This window comes from Nitrospira sp. Ecomares 2.1 (genome assembly GCF_965152585.1).
Genome location: NZ_OZ224219.1, coordinates 3,954,539 through 3,971,895, shown reverse-complemented (window position 1 = coordinate 3,971,895; position 17,357 = coordinate 3,954,539). Strand labels below are relative to the sequence as shown.

Sequence of the window (17,357 nt, the reverse complement as noted above, 5' to 3'; positions counted from 1 at the left end):
CTTCCTGATTCCAGGTCGAGAATGTGCCATAAGTTTGTGAGTTAACGACGATGAAAGATCGAGCGAAGCAGATTGTCCACGCCCCATGGTTTGAGTATGGGATCATTGCCTTTATTCTCATTAACGGGGTCATTTTGGGCCTGGAAACCTCATCAGCATTGGTGGAACAGTATGGTGCCCTGATGCATGTGGGTAATCACGTTATTCTTGGGATTTTCATTCTTGAAGCCCTCATCAAAATGATTGCCGTGGCACCTCAGATTGATAGATATTTTCGAGATGGCTGGAACATCTTTGATTTTTCCGTCATCGTGTTTTCTTTGATTCCGGCTACGGGTGAATTTGCCATGATTGCCCGGTTAGCGCGCTTATTGCGGGTGGTTCGTCTCATCTCGACCATACCTGAACTCCGCCTTATCGTTTCAACCCTCGTCAGATCTATTCCCAGCATGATTCACGTCATGACTCTCATGGGCGTGATCTTTTATGTCTATGCCATCATGGGCTATCAGTTGTTTCATGAGCACGATCCCACGCATTGGCGATCATTGGGGATCTCGCTGTTGACCCTCTTTCGCGTCGTGACCCTGGAAGATTGGACGGATGTAATGTATACCGCCATGGATTTTCATTATCTGTCCTGGATCTATTTTGTGAGTTTTGTGGTCTTAGGGACGTTTGTCGTGATTAATCTATTTATTGCCGTGGTGATTAACAATCTTGATGAGGCCAAAGCCGAACGGCTGGCTGAACTTCAGGGACCGGTCACACAAAAAGAGATACTCAAAGATTTGCGAGAAACACAAATAGCCCTCAAGCGCCTAGAGGAACGATTGGAAAGAACATCTGGAGAAAATGTCTTACCCCTATCGAAAGTGTTGAAAGGTTGAATTGCCAAGAAATATAGTGTTATTCATTTGCTCTCTTTTCTCATGACCGCCAATCCGGTATCAGGCGCGCAAGCTAACAAGGTGTGTCGCTTATAAATGTCCGGAACAAAATCATTGGATTCGGGTAGCTGTCGTTGATTCGAAGGGGAAAGGATCCCCTCCACCTCAGAGAGAGTCGTTTGACCATCCGGCAGGACCTTGTTGTCAAATCCCGTTTCCTTCACGGCTGCAGCGGCTACTGGAGTTTCGATTTTCAATGATTTCGATCCAAATCTCTCCGGTCGATAGACGTAAGATCCTGATAAATTCCTTCCCGTCTTCCCAGCGAGAGAGAATTTGAAAATCAGAATGTACATTGAGTGCCATATGGATGCCATTGGGACATTCTATTAACGTCTGACTTCCCTATCCGGTTTTGACCTTATCCCCTCCATAAAAGGGTTGGATGTCTTACCTCTCCAGTTGATCCTGAATACCATCGGTTCGAAATACTCTGAATTCGCCTATGGCTTTCCTCATTCTCATCTTCAGCGAACTACTCCCGCCGTCGTTCCTTATGTAAGGCCAAAGCTGTACAACAGTTTCGATCCTGCTCCCCTCTTGCGTTGGTATTGATTCCAATCTCATTTAACGGTCAGTAACGTGTTCTCTGTGCTCTAGAGCTGGGCCATCTCGATTTCGCCTCATCGTTTGGGCATTGGCTTATATGGCTCTATGGCCTTCCTGTGTCGATGGAGGCATGAAAAATGGATAGGCAAACCGTTTTCGATGAGGGAAAAAGGCGGGCGGAAGGATCGTTATTTAAAAACTCGGTGTGCGTATCTGAACAGATACGATTCGTATCTCATCTTGTTTTCTTTCCACGATAAAGCTGAGTTGATCGAACAACATCTGGATCGAAATGTACTCAAATTGCCTATGAATATGGGAGATTTTCGCTGGCGGAAGTAATTTTCGTTCGCTGAAGCTTTTGGCATTGAGGTTGCTATAGCAAGCTGCAGAATGATTTTTTTACATTAACTCACCAAGGAGGGTGCATGGCCAGAAAGCAGATGAACAAGATTCAGATGGTGCGAATGAAATGGACACACGATATCTTCGGGGATCCATAAATGAAGATTAATTCGTCACGATTCCGGCAATTGTGTATTCACGCAAATGAAAGAGAAAGGGCATTCTATGAAACTCAATGGGTTGTTCAAAATAGTCGTAATCCTTGGCATGGTGGCCATCAATTCATCAGCATGGGGACATAGTCCAAACGATGCCGCCGAAGGCGGCCTTCAATCGAAAGTTCGTGAGTCTGGTCTGATTATGTATGGCCAGGTGGTGGATATCCAATATCGAAATTCAGAACCGACGAAAGAGCAACCACAGGGCCTTCCTCATACGTTCGTGAGTTATCAGGTTTTGGAAGTGTTGAGAGGTGATGTCCCGGACAAAAAAGTCACGCTCCGAATTCCCGGTGGGGCCGATGGGCAGGGAGGTGTCTATATGGTTTCGACAGCTCCCGCGTTTGCCCTTGGACAAACCGATGTGTTGTTCGTCAAAGGAGGAGAAATCGACGACTGCCAGCTTGTGGAATGTGTCGAGGGAAGATTTCGTATTCATGAAAATCAGGTGTTGAATGGCTGGGGAGTGCCGGTTGTGGAAGCCCACAAAAATTTACGCATTGGAGGAAAACCACGGTTCGATCTCAATGTCATGGAAATACCTCGCCCCTCGTTTAAAGCCCTGCTGGAACGCCCTGATATGAAGGCTTATATCGATCGAGTGAGCCGGGAGAGCCGACAGAGCTTGAAAGATCTGCAGGCCCGCTATGAGCGGGAAGCTCCAAAAGTCACGACAGTCAATTTAGGCAATCAGATTCTGCCAATCCAAAAAGATGTCGCCGAAGAACAAGAGGCAATTCCAATGGAAACCTACGGAAATCCACTGACTCCCGACGTATTCTTTGACGCCATACGTGAGTGGAATAAACGGGTAGGCGATCCTCAAACTCCAATAGTGATGGCGAATGTGAAAGAACGGTTTGAAGTGGCTGACAATGAGGTCCTTGCTCTTGAAGCCAAGGATGAAGCATTTCCTAAGATCAGTGATGAAGAACGCTACGACATTCATGCTAAGGAGGGACTTCGATAATGAATATGACAAAAATTTTCGTACCCATAGTTTTTACGGTGTTGTGTAGCTCTCCCGCATTCTCAGCATCCTGGCTGGAATGCAATGGAGACAGTGGCAAGAAATTGCGTTGGGGAGGAAATTCCACTACAGCACGGATCAATACCGGCAGTTTCCCGGCCGGGAGTGTCCTGCAGGCTGCCCAACGAGGTGTGAATATTACTAATACAAACCCATCGCCGTTTATGATCAACCATACAACCGAAACTGGTGGAGTGGGGAGTGGAAATGGACAAAATGAAATCTGGGCCGCAAGTATTTCCCCACCGGGAGAGGCACGCATGCGCTATCACTGCTACTGGTTATTTGGATGGCACTATGGGCTGGACGAAGTGGATATTGTGCTGGATTCCACCGGGCGGTCCTGGACTACCTCCCAAAACAAAAACGCCAATTTTACCTACACCGGGTCAAGCCGTCCCATTGATGCGGTCATCGTGCACGAGGCCGGACACTATCTTGGCCTGATGCATGTCAATTGGGAATACAATGTCATGGGTGATTCCTGGCGCCACCATCACGCCAATGGTGGATCAGCTATCACGTACTTCGGGGAAGATGCTTCGCATGGGGCGAGAGTGCTGTATGGGTCACAAAGCTCCTCCTTTAACGATGTGTCCGCCTCGCACTGGCGAAGAACCGGAGCCAGCGGTGAGTATTCAAGTCATGACCGGGTACGGGTCCGGAATAGTGCCAACACAGGGACGTTGACGGGTATTACGATTGCTGGGGAGCCGGGGTACCGAGTAAACCGGGGAAGTGTGGTACGGCCTGAATTTACGATCGAAAATAATGGGAAACAGACTCATGCCAACGTGAGTTTTGGACTCTATGTCTCAACCAATGATTTTATTAGCTATAGCGATACTCGTATCGGTGGTGGAAGCTTTGGGTCGATTCACCCTGCCGATGTTTTCACCACCACGATTCCGGTGATCATCCCCAATTTTCTGAATGCGGGGCAAAATTACTGGCTGGGAATCATCGTTGATGAGGATAACGATATCAATGAGGTAAATGGTTCGAACAATCGGGCTTATATTCCCATCCGGGTCCAGTGAAAAAGGTGAAGATGCAAGTGAGGGATGCAGGTACAAGAACGCCTGTGGTTTTTGGCTCAAAAATGGAATGAGTCTTGGCCGGATCCCCGGGCCTGGTCAATGGGAGGTCAAGGTAGCGGATGCCGTCAGGATTCATGGAGGAATCTTGCACGGCATCGGCTTTTCAAGAATGTTCACGTCGACTTGTCCAAAGGGATCGTTGTTAATCATGTGCCCGTAGAATCAGGCAGTCTAAAGCAGGATGATAAAAATTAGAGTTCTGGCATAAAAGTCCTGTCAGTCAGTGAGAAAAATCCTGAAAGGGGTATTCTTGAAAAATCCGACGGGATGGGGTTCTCCATTTCTGAATGAAGCTAAGACGTTCGAATGCGGTGGCATCTCCGTGGAGGGCACAGTCCACCTTCCCGTCTTCGTGCACTCTCCACACATAATCGCTTTCTCGAAGTAGAAACATTCCCTCCTCACGTGATCGACCGATTGTCATGGTGGCGTTCACCTCTTGCCTCTCCTTTTGGACATTGAGGCGTTGCTGCTCACAGAATTTGTTAACACGTTGGTGCATTCCGAACAACGGACTTCTTCGTTCGTAAAAAATCACCAGCTGGATAAAATGTTCTCATCGAACGCAAAACAAATATCCTGCAGCATAAAATCTATAGGTATAGGTGGGCAATAATTCACTTCAATTAACTGTATCAATCGCGAGCATGAAAGTTGTTAAGGAAGGCATGATATGGAGGTCTTCCCCAATTTAGAGTTCATGCCTAGGGTCGCCATAACCAAAACAAAGAAACCAGTCCCAACAGACTTACACAGCTGATGATGATGAGTAAAATACCTTCCATGGTGTTGCCTCTCTTTTTATTCAGTCGTCTGTCATCTGTTCCTGGTTCACAATAAAAGCAACCTTGATGCCGTCGGTCGTTTTTGGCTTCTATACAACCAGGAATGCAAGCTAAATAACTAATTGTAAAGGGGAAAAACAAAGAGGAGGAAATCGTATATTCTAGGAACCTTTGTCCTGTGTGATGTGGGGAAGTACCAGAAGGGGTACATGCCGTAAACATAGGTGGCAGGTAAAAATATATTGACTGGTCCTAATGCAATGATGAGGAAGGGAGCATTGTGCCGGTCCGACATTGAACGAAAATATGTGAAGAATTTGCTGTATAGCAATAGCGTGGTTTTTCTAAATGTCCATCTGCAGAATTTCCGAAATTCAGGATTTGGAATTACGGATTTTAGAATATCGAGTTTGTTGTTGGACGGGAAAACAATTTTGTCTGGGAAAGAAACGCCCCACCATCAACAAATAGACTTGATCGAACAAAATCCTTTAATCCTCCCGGTAAGTCTTGACCCGCCGGTCAAGTCGAACTGCGAGCGCTAGACCATACTTCTTTCAACGGTCTGAAAATATAAAATCCCTTTTGTTTAATTAGCGTTGGTCGTCCTATAGGTCATTCAGTGATTTCGTAGGGCGAGGCCGCGATCTCGGATTACTCCAAAAGCCAGCTATCACCTTTAAATACAACCTAAATTCCTCTCTCTAGGGCAGGAAACAATCCTATAGGACTTCACACCAAACAATGTATGGCCAGGGAGAGTCTCTTCATGTCTGCACCTGTAAGCTATAAAAGTAGAATTTCAATGCTCTACTTTCGGGAACTTAAAAAGGTAGGGCAAACCGAGGCAAGGGGATTTTCTTTGGAATATGGATGTGACCGGGGAATTCTTGGAAGCCGGTCTTTAATCCCAATATGGCTGTCAGGTAATTACGTTCTTTTTCCGGAGCAGACCAGTAAGGGCAATGCGGTCAATTGATGTTCTGCGTTGTTTGGGGTAAACGAAATTGTTTCAGGACTCCAGAGAAATATTGTCTGGGATGTGGTGGACTCTTACGATGGGGGTGAACCGAATGCTATTCGGGTTGAAGGTTTAAAATTTATTATCAGAAAACCAGTCCATGGGGGTGGTGGCTGGATACACGAGTCACGAAGGGAATTGGGAAAGTACTTATTTTTTTAGATTTTTCTCTTCTGTGGGCGGCTCGGTTGATTTCGGAATTGAGATCGTTGACCCTCGACGGGATTGTAACTTTTCTTCCGGAATGGGTATTCGCGGTTCCCATTCCTCGACCAATCCTGCCGTTCCTCGTTGGCCCCATGTGGACAGATTGATGGTGGAATTTTTTCTTAGACGGGTGACCATGCGTACTTTCTCCATGTTGTGAAAGGTGAATAGGATAAATAGTCGTTTGGTAAATGACTCTGTCTGTGTGATTTTCCCTTCAAAATGTATCTAAAATAGGATGTTTTTAAGGAAAAAACACCATTTTAAATTAAACAGCAATTTATATGCCAGACAATTCAGGATTTTATGTATCCTTAGACCTCATGTGGGATATGAGTACCATCAAAAGAATGTGAGTTGGGGCTCAATAGGAAATGGAGTGCGTAAAGGATGGAAAAGGAGCCTCGTTACTCTAGACCGTTTCGCAAAAAACCAGGAAGTTTATTCAGAATCTTTCCCGGGGAAATGGGCTTTGGCCAAAATTCAGAGGCACCAGCCCTCAAGGCAAGCTCGCTGTTTGTGCTATCGGATTGTGTGCTCATGAGGATAATCGGAGTTCTTTGGAAACCCTTCTGTGCGCGAAGTTGTTCACAGACTTGGAATCCATCAAGGCCGGGCATTTTCACATCCATAAATATCAAGTCGGGTTGAACGCGTTTCGCCTGTTCGAGGCCGCTCTCGCCATCCTCTGCACACACAATCTGATAGCCAATTCGTTCTAAAATATCCCCGAGAATCATCAAATTATCGGGGGAATCATCAATGAGAAGTATGGTGACGGAAACGGTGCCGGGTACCTGTTCTAATGTCTGTGGTGAAGATATTGTTATGTTCATCATGCCTCCCTCCAATCTTTGTCGTATTGCCTCATCTACTGTTGTTACCCATGTAATAAAGCAAGGATAGTGCTATGTTGATTTTGTTGTATAACTATTTGAAATATAGCTATTTTTATGGAATTTTTCTTGTTGGAACGGGTATTGTGAGGTGTTCCATGAGACAAATAGGATGGGACAGCTAATGGGTTTGAGACAAAGCAAATTTGGGACGTCCAGGAGAAAAACATTCACAAATGGGTGATATCCGTCTGTTCCTGGTGGTCACTGGGGCATTTGATACGGAGATATCATAGGCCAATATCAGAGACCACGAGTGGGGTGGCTTTACCAAAAAATGATATTTGATGAGGGTTGTCTGAACGTTCATGGTAGTCTACTTGAAATCTCTTTATCATAATTGGTTAATCGAAATTGACATGGAAAAGCTGGAAAATACAATAAATCAAAAAAATCAATTGGTAAGTATTGTCATTCCCGTATACAACGAGCGAAAAACAATTGAGACGATTGTATGCCGTGTGCAAAATGTGAAAATTTCAAAAGAACTGATCATTGTGGATGATGGATCCACAGATGGAACTCGCGAATGGCTCATCGAGGAGTTCGGTCAGGGGACTTCGGACGAAGAAGCAAGCCAGAAAGAATTGGGTGAATCTGGTGCTGATAGTTCTGGTGTCCGAGTGCTGACTCACCAACGCAATCAAGGGAAGGGCGCGGCCTTGAAAACGGGATTTCTGTGTGCCAAGGGGAGCATTGTCCTCGTGCAGGACGCGGATTTGGAATATAGTCCTGATGATTATCATCGGCTGTTGGAGCCAGTGATGACCGGTCGGGCTGATGTCGTCTATGGGTCCAGATTTTTGGGGGCACGGAAAGGGAATTGGTTACTCGTCTCATATCTGGGTAACAAGATTTTTACTGCGTTAACCAATGCTGCGACGGGTTTATCCTTGACGGATGTATGGACTGGGTACAAAGTGTTTAAACGGGAAGTCTTAACAGATATCTCCCTCGAAGAATCAGGGTTTGATTTGGAATTAGAACTCACACTGAAAGTGGCTCAGAAGAATTGGCGCGTGACAGAGGTACCGATTTCTTATTTACCCAGAAGTAAAGCGGAGGGAAAAAAAATTGGTTGGAGAGATGGGCTTCAGTCCATCAAAACTCTGTATCGGTATTCCCACCCCTCATAACTCGTCTGGTTATTTTTCTGGTTAGCCACACATTCCACCTGCATAAGAATTTTTAAGAAGAGTCACCCCAGTCTTATCTGGCTAGGCCTTCGGAAATAAGTTGAGTCAACATTAGAGAAATTATCCACGCATTCCCGCGTGATGAGGAAGCCCAGGCATAGAACGTTTGGCTACCTTGAAGGCCAAACCCTCTGCCCCTGTCATATTTCATTTCTCAAAGGTCATCCTGGTGGATGGTCCAAGGGATGTTTAGGTGCTGGTCAAATCCGGTCAGTGTTGGAAATGATGCTGAAGGGCTTTGCCCCAGTAGGAATCCGGTTGAGCTTGCCATGCCTGCTCGTGCAGCCATTGCAAACTGGCGCGGTCGCGTACCAGGTGACAGAGTTCTTTTTGCGTGAGGGTGTGCGGGCCATGTTGAAAGCATCGTTTGCGGAGCGCGAGGATCATTTCCTGTTTTTTCCCCCCACGATGCGCATGAGCCATGGCTTGATGTACCTGGTTCAGCACCGGATCCAGAATAGCCTGTATGGCGGGAGAAGAGCGCTCAGTGTATGTTTCTAATTGAGGATAGGTCCTGGCATAGACATCGTCCAGCAATGGTGAGCCATGACGTTCCTCAGGAACTTGTAAGAATCCCCAGCGTTTCAGTCGTTCACCGGGTCCTACCCGACTGAGAAAGACGGAGGTGGGCGCGGCAAATACGAGTGGACCTGCGACCGGAAGGGACCAGAAAAAAAACATCTGATCAAGCCAGAAAGCGAATGCGGCCCAGGATCCGGCAATCAGTGTTCCTGGTGCCTGATTTAAAATTGCGGCTGACCAGCCGGTTTCATCTGTTCGATTCTGGCCAGCCCACCGCAACGACGTGTTGAGCAGGGCTTCTACCACAAAACGGCTATGGGCCAACATGCGGATGGGCGCGAGGAGAGTGGACACCATTATTTCCAGCAAGACACTAATCAGGAGTCGAATGATGCCACCGTGCTGTTTGCCTCGTCGACATCGGATGACATCGATCACCGCCAGAAATTTTGGCAAAAACAGCAGAAACAAGGTGCTGCTGGCTAGAATGATGGCCCATTCCGGATTCCATTCAGGCCAATGGGGAAAGAGGCTATGAGGTTCCGGAAAGTAATTAATGGGATATAGCACTAACCGTGCGGCCTCAATCGTGGTTAATACCAAAAAAATTAACCATAACGGGGAGGCCAGATAGGACATTATCCCGTTCAAAAATGCCATGCGATGGGCAGGCCGCAAACCAGGTTCAAACAGCATGAGCCACATGTGCTGTAAATTGCCCTTGGCCCAGCGTTTATCGCGTTGCAAGTCATCCACAAGGGTGGGAGGGGATTCTTCATAACTGTGAGAGAGTTCCGGTTCCAGCCAGACTTCAAACCCGCCCCGTCCCATAAATGAGGCTTCCACAAAATCGTGACTGAGAATAGGGCCATGAAAAAGTCCTGGTCCGGGAAGCCGCTTCAGGCCGGCATGTTCCATAAACGCTTGGGTACGAAGAATGGCGTTATGGCCCCAGTAGACTGCTTCCCCAAGCTGTAGGGAGGCAAGGCCTGTCGTAAACAGTGGGCCGTAGATATGATTGGCAAATTGCTGGACCCGTGCAAACATTGAACGGGAATTGATCAAGGTGGGGCTGGTTTGCAGGATGCCTGTTTGAGGTTCAGCCTGCATGAGTTGCACCATCGTGACCAGGGTGGATCCGCCCATGAGACTATCCGCATCCAGGACGATCATGTACTCATAGCCGGAACCCCATCGGCGAAGAAAGTCGGCAATATTGCCACTTTTATAATGTTGGTTCAAAGACCGGCGCCGATAAAACAGATGTCCGCCCGCTCCCAATTCGTTACATAATCTATGCCAGGCGGCTTGTTCAGCCAGCCACACATCCGGATTGCGGCTGTCGGAAAGAATGAAAAAATCAAAATGGTCAATCTGCCCTGTCTGTTCTAATGAGCGATACATTGCGCGGATGCCGCCGAACGTCCGCTGAATGGGTTCGTGGTAGATCGGCATGACCACGGCTGTCCGTGCTAGGGGTTGAGTGCCTAACCCTGCAGCGGTATGGCGTCCCAGTGGTGAAAATCGATCCCCGCCGAAACACCGGAGGACAAATCCGAATATGCCAATCCAAAATCCAACGGAAATCCAGAGGAATAGCACAAAAAACAGGGCAATAATCGCCATCTCCAGGAAATTCCCCCCATGATAGGGAAGGATGGCCGTCATATACGAAGCGGCCACGAAAGATTGAATGAGGACTAATACGGTGAGCAGGGCACGGCGGAGTCCTGCGGCAATTCTCCAGCTTATTCGTCTGGGGGCGGCCAGGGAATGCTGGGTCTCGGCGATTGTGGCTTCACGAATTTTCATGGTTTAAAACTCATGCTGCCGCGTGTGATCGGTGGAGCGGTGGTTGGAAGTTCAGGAATTTGAAGGGCAAAGTGGTAATGGATTCTTGTCATCACAAATTGCAGTGGATCTTCCTGTTCTGATGCCAATCCGGCTTCAACCAGAGTGAGAGCCCGCAGGGTGACCTCGCGAGTTAGTTCCACTCCCATGGCCGACAGGTAATCGCAGACTCGTGAAAGAGTATGTTCGGCAATCGATCGGGCCATTATTCTTTGTCTTGTGCCAGAATGTTATTGTTCGTTGGTAGGCGGTACGTCCAGGTTTCCGTTAAGGTTGCCAAATCAGTTTTGAGAAATGCCCGCAAATGAAGCGGCTTTTTGTCTTGAGGTTTGGCCAGGATGGACAATCGCCATCCGTGTATCTGTTCATGATACTCCACAAAATGTTCCAGGATGTCGCTATTATCCAACACCGTGACCTGGCCGCTGATGGGAGCATCGGGCGGCATTTTGCTCAGTGGGCCACCCGCAAAATCGATAATGATGCGATACGCCTGCGGAACATTTCCTCCCCCGATACGATTACCGTCTCCGATAAAGGTATTGACCACGGTTCCCAACGGATTTTGTGAGAGAGTGGCCTTCCCAAAACTCACATCATAGGCCATTTCTAAAGGGGTCTCCCTGGTTACGGGCGCGACGGGTGTCCAAAATGCGACGATGTTGTCATGCGTTTCATTGGGGGTAGGCAGTTGGACGAGCACCACTTTTCCCTGTCCCCAGTCACCCTGTGGTTCGACCCAGGCGCTTGGACGTTTTTCATAATGCGCACCGAGATCTTCGTAGCCGGAAAAATTTTCCTCACGTTGTAATAACCCGAATCCTTGTACATTCTCCGTGCTAAAAAAATCCATTTCCAGGTTGGCAGGATTCATTAAGGGGCGCCACAACCATTCACGAGTGAGGCCATCATGAATCTGCAATCCGTCCGAATCATGGACTTCCCGGCGCCATTCTCCAGCTGGTCGTGGGGTATTCTCGCCATAAAAAAACATGCTGGTCAGCGGGGCAACACCTAATAACTGAATAGGTTTTCTGGGGAAGAGTTGAGTGCGTACCTTCATCTTCGTCTGGCTACCGGGAACAATGGTAAATTGATACGCTCCAGTGAGACTGATGCTGTCCAGTAACCCATAGACCACCATTTCTTTGGCATCCGGAGACGGGCGTACCAACCAGAATTCCGTGAATGAAGGAAATACCTCCCCGCTGGGGAGTCCTGTATCAATGGCCAGGCCTCGTCCTGCTAGCCCGAACACGTTTTCCTTTCCGACCCCCCGAAAATAACTCGCTCCCGCGAAAACCAGAAACTGATTTTGCTCATTTTTGTTTTTCAAGGGAAATGTCAGCTTGAATCCCGCAAATCCTACGTCGGCCGGCACCCGTTTTTCGATTTCGGGGTCGGCAAAAACAAAGTCGCTTTTCTTAAAAACCAGCGGGCGTGGACCTTCGGAGTCGATGACGTTGAGTGTCACGGGGTGGGTGTAATGCAAACCCGGAGTCAGTAACATGACTTGGAAATTTGAATTACTCTCTTTCCAAAGACTGTGTTCAGGATTAAACCGGATCCCTTGATATGCTTCGTAGGATATTTCCCGCATAATTTTGGGGATGGGTTGAGGTGCTTCATAGGGTTTATCTGCTAAAGCTTTCGCTCTCTGCACCACTTGATCGAATGTGAAACCCGCTGCAACATGCAGGGGGAACATCAAGAACATCGCGATCATACCGGCAAACAATAATCTCATCACTGACGCCCCCGTTAATAAAGATTATGAAACTGCAATCGCCCATATGAAATATCCCATTGAGTCCAGACCTGACAAAGGTTTGCTCGATGGGGGAGGTTATTCTGAGTTGGCTAAGAGGGGGATGGTCCACCTGCCTTATCTGTGCCCGGTCACCCATTGTACTACATGGGTATATGAAAAACTGAGGGGATGAGGGGAATTTATTGGGAGAAATCCCAGGGGTAAGAGAGGTGGATCTCTTTCTTCCATTGGATTTGGGAGACAGGGGAACCATTTGAGACGGTAGCACGCAAAAATATGGTCCTGGACAGTGTGAACAATTCCTTGAGGCAATTCTCGTCTTAGGACTGAATGAGAATATATTCTTAATCAAGGATAATTTGGACTCGATTATAGCATAATCTTATCCGGCATCTACCCTTGTTTTTGTTGTTTTTAAATGGTTTTTTAATTAGATCACACGATTCTGGAATATTATCGAATGATAACTGCGATTGAAAGAGGAACCGGAGTACTATCCAGGAGTGCTCATTTCATTAAAATGAACCCGGGCAAACCAGGTTGCTCCCTTCGGTAAGCATGGTGCTGGCCGGCTTTGCTGGTTGCCTATGGGCCGGATCCGAGGAAATGGGCTGCATGCTTTTAGCGCCGAAGGTCTTAACGAGGTAATAGTATAAATTGTGTGCCCAGTATGTAGGCAATTACCCTTTAATCTCATGTCAGGGTGCAGTTAGGGAGCGCTTCGAAATTGTTCAACATAGAAAAACCCAAGGTCGCTCTAGAGATGCAGGGGGCCTTATTTATTTGAAAGTGAGGTAAACAACGCAAGGGTTGAGCGGATGTCGATATCGGGAGTATCCGTGGTCCAGGAGACGCGTATCGAAAGGTTTGAGGGAAAGGAGGGATGGGTGAGAGTTTTCCAGGCAAGGGATTGAGTGGTGGAAAGTGTGTGCATGGTCTGTTCCGTGCGTTCGTCAAGACAGACGAATGATAAAATGCCAGGAGCATGAGGCCCGTCCCATTCTATCGTCCGAATACATGGATTTGGTCGGAGACAGGCTTTCCACTCTTCTCTAAACCCTTCAAGAATTTGATTGTTTGAGTGTGTTTGAACCTTGAGATGGCAGGCTTTGGCAAATCCGGCGATCAAGCCGATGTTTTGAGTGCCTAATTCATATCCAGCCCAATAAGGTTGCGTTTCCTGGTGACTGTCTTTCCCGATTATCAGCGCGCCGGTCCCCATTGGACCGGTGCACCATTTATGGCCAGGGAAAAAATATGCATAGGGAGAAATCTCTTGGAAGGAAACCGGAATATGTCCGATGGCTTGTGCCCCGTCTACGATGAGCGGCGTGTGGTGTGACTGAGCGAGATCCTGGATTGTGGTGATAGGAAAAATACGCCCATCAAAATGAGAGACGTGACTGATGACGATGGCCTGAATGGGTTGTTCATCCAATGTGCGTTCAAGAGCGGAAAGAAACCCTGAGTGGGCATCCGGGTCGAGTGCAATGACGCGGACGCCACGGTCACTCAGTTTTTTTATTTCATCGAGAATCGTGGAATTTTCATGTGTGGTGGTCAGTAGGACATTTCCAGATTTCCAATTGATTCGAGAAAGGACAAGACTGCACGCGGTTGTGGTATTCGGCATGAAGGCGAGCCGTTGTTCATCGTTCAACGTCAACCAATCGGCAATGGTCCGTCGACATCGTTGAAGGGTGTCCCGGTAATATTGAATGCCGGCATCCGCATACAACAAGTGGCTGAACGTATCGAGTGTCCTGGAAATCTCTTGCTGCACCCCCTGATGGAACGGAGCGAGTCCAGCCGGGTTGAGATAGATCATGGGAATAAGTTGGCGGAGCACCCTGCGATAATGAGGTTAGTTCGGATCTGAGCCATGATGGAGAAGGTCCTGCCCTTCTTGAATCCGGCTTAGGGTTTTTTTGCGAGCGCGAGACCAATCAGGCTGTCAGGGTCCGAGTACCATTTGACCAAGGCAAAACCCGAAGAGGCCAGAAGTTCTTCGGCCAAGGGTCGGTCATATTTCGTGCTGATTTCTGTGCGGATTTCCTCCCCTTGCTTGAGGTGGACTTTTAAGTTTAAGTCCTGAATGCCCAGCGTTTGATCTTCTCGCGACCGGAGCCACATCTCGATGCGATGGTCGGCTTCATTATACCGCGCGACATGGTCAAATGATTCTGAATCGCTCTGACTACCGAATTGATTATGAAGTACTCGAATAATATTCTTGTTGAATTTTGCGGTGATGCCCTGCTGGTCATTATATGCGGCTTCCAGCCGATTACGATCCGTAATAAGTTGGACACCCAATAAGAAATAATCTCCCGGTGCCATTTCTGAATTCACAGAGGAGAGAAACTCGTGAGCGGCGGTAGCAGGAAGATTGCCAATGGTTCCTCCAAGGATGACCACGAGGCGCTTGCCGCCTTCCGGAATATGCTCCAAATGGACCAGGAAATCTCCCACCACGCCATGGATGTGGAGTCCTGGGTACTCCCGGACCAGCTCTTCGGAGACCCGTCGGACAATGGCTTCATCGACGTCAAAGGGGACGAAATAGCGCAGTTGGTTGACGTTGGCCATGGCATCGAGGAGGACTCGCGTTTTTGTGGCCGCCCCCGATCCTAATTCCACAAGTTCTTCCGCTTCGCTGATGCCGACGATTTCATCAGCCCATCGGGTGAGCAGTTGATGCTCGGTGCGGGTTTGATAATATTCCGGCAACTCACATATTTGCTCAAAGAGGGTGGATCCGCGCTCATCGTAGAAGAGTTTGGAGGGGAGCGTTTTGGGGTTGGCCAACAGCCCTCGGGTGATTTGGGTTTTGACCAAGTCCGGGTCTTCTCTGGTGAGTGGAAGATCGATGGTAATTGATGGATCTATTTGCGATGCCATGTGTCCTCCTCAGTGGTGTACCGTGAACGACATTGGGGGTCCGCCCTCAGGCTGCCGCGCAGTGGGTGCGATCTGTTGAACTGGAGGGATGCGGAAAAAAAAACATCCTTCGGCTCAAGTTTTGCCAGGGAAAAGTCCGATGTAGGAAAGTACCCGTTCGGTGACACCACAATCGGTCTTCTCATGATCAGAACTGAAATGCAGTTGGTGGATGATAGCGAACAAATTGGAATTGCATAGATTATTTTACTATACCGGCAGAGTGACTTGCGGGCAAGACAAAGGCATTGACCAAATCCGTTACAAATGAAACTCTTTTGTCCGCCAAACCGAATCATTGCCTGGCGTCCTACTCCATACATGCAAGGGCGATTCGGCGAGATTATCGAACCGTTTCCAGGCAGCGGGGTTTCACCCACAGTTCTACCCAACTTAGGAGGGCATCGACAGTTAACGTTAAAATGGTGGTCGATCTGGCCTCTGATTCGTAATTCGCTTGATTAACTCTCTGGGGTAGTACTTTCCGGTCCATATGTTTACGATCCAAGTAGTCAGAGCCATTGTCCTGCTCGGCCTTCTTATTGCCCCAACTGCATGTACTATTGCTAGTTTCGGTCCCGAAGTAATTGCGCCTGCCGCCTCAGTACAGAAAGAAGGGATCGTTCGGTTTTTCTACTTTTGGGGGGCTGCAAGAGGTCCAAACGCGAAAGAAAATCCCCTGCCTGTGGAGGCTAAACTTCTACAGGAAATCCTAGAGAACGAAGCAGGATTTGCAGCAGCACTTGTCTCGACTCCACCAGTGATGACAGGAATTCATCTTAATATCTACGAAACCTTGAAAGAACCAACCGCCGCGAGCAAATTTTTCTGTGAGCTATCAATCTTAACACTCACGATACTGCCTTGTTATAGCGGGGCCGCAGGATATCTCGTTCAATATGATCTGTTCGTGGACAATGAGCTGAAAAAGACATACAGGTACGAGATCAATAAAACACTGGCACAATGGATCGGTCTGCTTCCGATTGTGTGGGTGAATAGCTTGACTGGTGATTATAATACAGCTTTCAAAGGGACGATTTATCAGTTCCTTCGTGATAGTCAGGCAGACGGGTACCTTCCATCACCCTAGTCTCTTTCAAAACGGATTCGATTCCCGGCATTTGATGCGCTAATGAGACGGCAACTCCTTCCCCACGTCAGCGTCACTATTGCAGTTACCCTCCTCCTATCATCGTGTCAAAGCTGGGAAATCCCGGGACCCGAGTCGATAAGATATGCTGTAGTCGCAAGGCCTCCGGAATTGCCCCAGATTAGTTTGTATATCCCGGAATATCTGTCAGAAGGTCCTTCATTTGCCAAACATGATAACCTACCGCCACCTCATCTGATTCTCGACGCATTGAAGAAGAAAATAGACGGCCAGAATGAGTCTGGCCTCTTTAAATTGACAAGGACTCCGCAGGAGACGGGAGTATTCTGCTCTCTTCGTCTGGAAGAGACCGAGGTGCCGGCAATGGTAGGAGCGTGGGGTGCATTACAACCCTTCACCTTGTGGCTCATTCCGTTTTATGACAATTCTCTTGGGTATCGCATCACGTACGAGCTGTTTATCGATGCCAAATTGAAAAAACGTTACCAGTATCACGTACGGGGAAAAATGTTTGGGTGGGCTGCCGCGTTCCTTGTGATGCCGTTCATGTCCGGTCACTGGCACATTCAGCTAGATTCGCGGCGCAGTGTGAATGATGATCTCCTACAAGGTTTGTGGGTCACATCCAGAATGTTCGGGGAGGATGCTCGAAGGGATGGGTATCTAAAGTAGAAATCTTGTGATGCAGGCGTGACGGTTTGAGTGAAATCAGTCTTTCACTATTTTTAGATCGAAATCGAGCAGTTCTTCGGATAATCGAAACATTTAACCTTAGTGCGCGAGTCACGCACGATTTTCTCGGCAGAGAGATCCAAGTGGACTCGGTTGATTTCAGTTTTGGGAGTGATTGGCTATGACGCCA

General features: G+C 47.9%; 13 protein-coding genes. 6 read left to right on the top strand and 7 right to left on the bottom strand.

Annotated elements, in window-relative coordinates:
- The first annotated feature begins 50 nt into the window (after positions 1-50).
- Positions 51-890 (top strand): ion transporter, encoded by an 840-nt coding sequence (locus ACWHYD_RS17540; protein ID WP_447963311.1) that lies wholly within the window; start codon positions 51-53, stop codon positions 888-890.
- Between the two features lie 23 nt (positions 891-913).
- Here the strand turns inward: ACWHYD_RS17540 and ACWHYD_RS17535 are convergent, their stop codons facing one another.
- On the bottom strand, positions 914-1,147 hold the full coding sequence (locus ACWHYD_RS17535) for a hypothetical protein (RefSeq protein WP_447963310.1): 234 nt from the start codon (positions 1,145-1,147) through the stop codon (positions 914-916).
- 922 nt (positions 1,148-2,069) lie between these two features.
- Between ACWHYD_RS17535 and ACWHYD_RS17530 the strand changes: the two genes are divergently transcribed.
- Together ACWHYD_RS17530 and ACWHYD_RS17525 are read left to right on the top strand one after the other, a co-directional pair.
- Positions 2,070-3,032 (top strand): hypothetical protein, encoded by a 963-nt coding sequence (locus ACWHYD_RS17530; RefSeq protein WP_447963309.1) that lies wholly within the window; start codon positions 2,070-2,072, stop codon positions 3,030-3,032.
- Positions 3,032-4,132, top strand: coding sequence for a CARDB domain-containing protein (locus ACWHYD_RS17525; protein WP_447963308.1), 1,101 nt, complete (start codon positions 3,032-3,034; stop codon positions 4,130-4,132). Before ACWHYD_RS17530 ends, ACWHYD_RS17525 begins: the two co-directional genes overlap by 1 nt.
- A 2,480-nt stretch (positions 4,133-6,612) precedes the next feature.
- On the opposite strand, the gene ACWHYD_RS17520 is transcribed toward ACWHYD_RS17525, so the two are convergent.
- Complete coding sequence (locus tag ACWHYD_RS17520; protein ID WP_447963307.1) at positions 6,613-7,044, bottom strand: response regulator; 432 nt, start codon at positions 7,042-7,044, stop codon at positions 6,613-6,615.
- Positions 7,045-7,460: 416 nt separating this feature from the next.
- Here ACWHYD_RS17520 and ACWHYD_RS17515 point away from each other — a divergent pair, with 416 nt between their 5' ends.
- Positions 7,461-8,237 carry a glycosyltransferase family 2 protein gene (locus ACWHYD_RS17515; RefSeq protein WP_447963306.1) on the top strand — a complete coding sequence of 259 codons (777 nt, stop codon included), beginning with the start codon at positions 7,461-7,463 and terminating at the stop codon, positions 8,235-8,237.
- A 270-nt stretch (positions 8,238-8,507) separates the two neighbouring features.
- Here ACWHYD_RS17515 and mdoH read toward each other — a convergent pair whose 3' ends face one another.
- The 5 genes from mdoH to egtD form a co-directional block, all read right to left on the bottom strand.
- Complete coding sequence (gene mdoH, locus ACWHYD_RS17510) at positions 8,508-10,631, bottom strand: glucans biosynthesis glucosyltransferase MdoH (RefSeq protein WP_447963305.1); 2,124 nt, start codon at positions 10,629-10,631, stop codon at positions 8,508-8,510.
- A complete protein-coding gene (locus ACWHYD_RS17505; RefSeq protein ID WP_447963304.1) occupies positions 10,628-10,876 on the bottom strand; it encodes a hypothetical protein in 249 nt (82 codons plus the stop codon). The genes mdoH and ACWHYD_RS17505 overlap by 4 nt, the downstream gene beginning before the upstream one ends.
- On the bottom strand, positions 10,876-12,417 hold the full coding sequence (locus ACWHYD_RS17500; protein WP_447963303.1) for a glucan biosynthesis protein G: 1,542 nt from the start codon (positions 12,415-12,417) through the stop codon (positions 10,876-10,878). Before ACWHYD_RS17500 ends, ACWHYD_RS17505 begins: the two co-directional genes overlap by 1 nt.
- A gap of 799 nt (positions 12,418-13,216) precedes the next feature.
- Positions 13,217-14,290 carry an aminotransferase class V-fold PLP-dependent enzyme gene (locus ACWHYD_RS17495; RefSeq protein WP_447963302.1) on the bottom strand — a complete coding sequence of 358 codons (1,074 nt, stop codon included), beginning with the start codon at positions 14,288-14,290 and terminating at the stop codon, positions 13,217-13,219.
- A gap of 68 nt (positions 14,291-14,358) precedes the next feature.
- On the bottom strand, positions 14,359-15,342 hold the full coding sequence (gene egtD, locus ACWHYD_RS17490; RefSeq protein WP_447963301.1) for an L-histidine N(alpha)-methyltransferase: 984 nt from the start codon (positions 15,340-15,342) through the stop codon (positions 14,359-14,361).
- A 532-nt stretch (positions 15,343-15,874) separates the two neighbouring features.
- On the opposite strand from egtD, the gene ACWHYD_RS17485 reads away from it, so the two are divergent.
- Complete coding sequence (locus ACWHYD_RS17485; protein ID WP_447963300.1) at positions 15,875-16,474, top strand: hypothetical protein; 600 nt, start codon at positions 15,875-15,877, stop codon at positions 16,472-16,474.
- A 42-nt stretch (positions 16,475-16,516) separates the two neighbouring features.
- Positions 16,517-17,167 carry a hypothetical protein gene (locus ACWHYD_RS17480; protein ID WP_447963299.1) on the top strand — a complete coding sequence of 217 codons (651 nt, stop codon included), beginning with the start codon at positions 16,517-16,519 and terminating at the stop codon, positions 17,165-17,167.
- Positions 17,168-17,357: the final 190 nt, after the last annotated feature.

Bases quoted from the DNA above. Each gene is read 5' to 3' on its own strand.
- ACWHYD_RS17540 (WP_447963311.1), top strand. From the start codon at position 51: ATGAAAGATCGAGCGAAGCAGATTGTCCACGCCCCATGGTTTGAGTAT.
- ACWHYD_RS17530 (WP_447963309.1), top strand. From the start codon at position 2,070: ATGAAACTCAATGGGTTGTTCAAAATAGTCGTAATCCTTGGCATGGTG.
- ACWHYD_RS17525 (WP_447963308.1), top strand. From the start codon at position 3,032: ATGAATATGACAAAAATTTTCGTACCCATAGTTTTTACGGTGTTGTGT.
- ACWHYD_RS17520 (WP_447963307.1), bottom strand. From the start codon at position 7,044: ATGATGAACATAACAATATCTTCACCACAGACATTAGAACAGGTACCC.
- ACWHYD_RS17515 (WP_447963306.1), top strand. From the start codon at position 7,461: ATGGAAAAGCTGGAAAATACAATAAATCAAAAAAATCAATTGGTAAGT.
- mdoH (WP_447963305.1), bottom strand. From the start codon at position 10,631: ATGAAAATTCGTGAAGCCACAATCGCCGAGACCCAGCATTCCCTGGCC.
- ACWHYD_RS17505 (WP_447963304.1), bottom strand. From the start codon at position 10,876: ATGGCCCGATCGATTGCCGAACATACTCTTTCACGAGTCTGCGATTAC.
- ACWHYD_RS17500 (WP_447963303.1), bottom strand. From the start codon at position 12,417: ATGAGATTATTGTTTGCCGGTATGATCGCGATGTTCTTGATGTTCCCC.
- egtD (WP_447963301.1), bottom strand. From the start codon at position 15,342: ATGGCATCGCAAATAGATCCATCAATTACCATCGATCTTCCACTCACC.
- ACWHYD_RS17485 (WP_447963300.1), top strand. From the start codon at position 15,875: ATGTTTACGATCCAAGTAGTCAGAGCCATTGTCCTGCTCGGCCTTCTT.
- ACWHYD_RS17480 (WP_447963299.1), top strand. From the start codon at position 16,517: ATGAGACGGCAACTCCTTCCCCACGTCAGCGTCACTATTGCAGTTACC.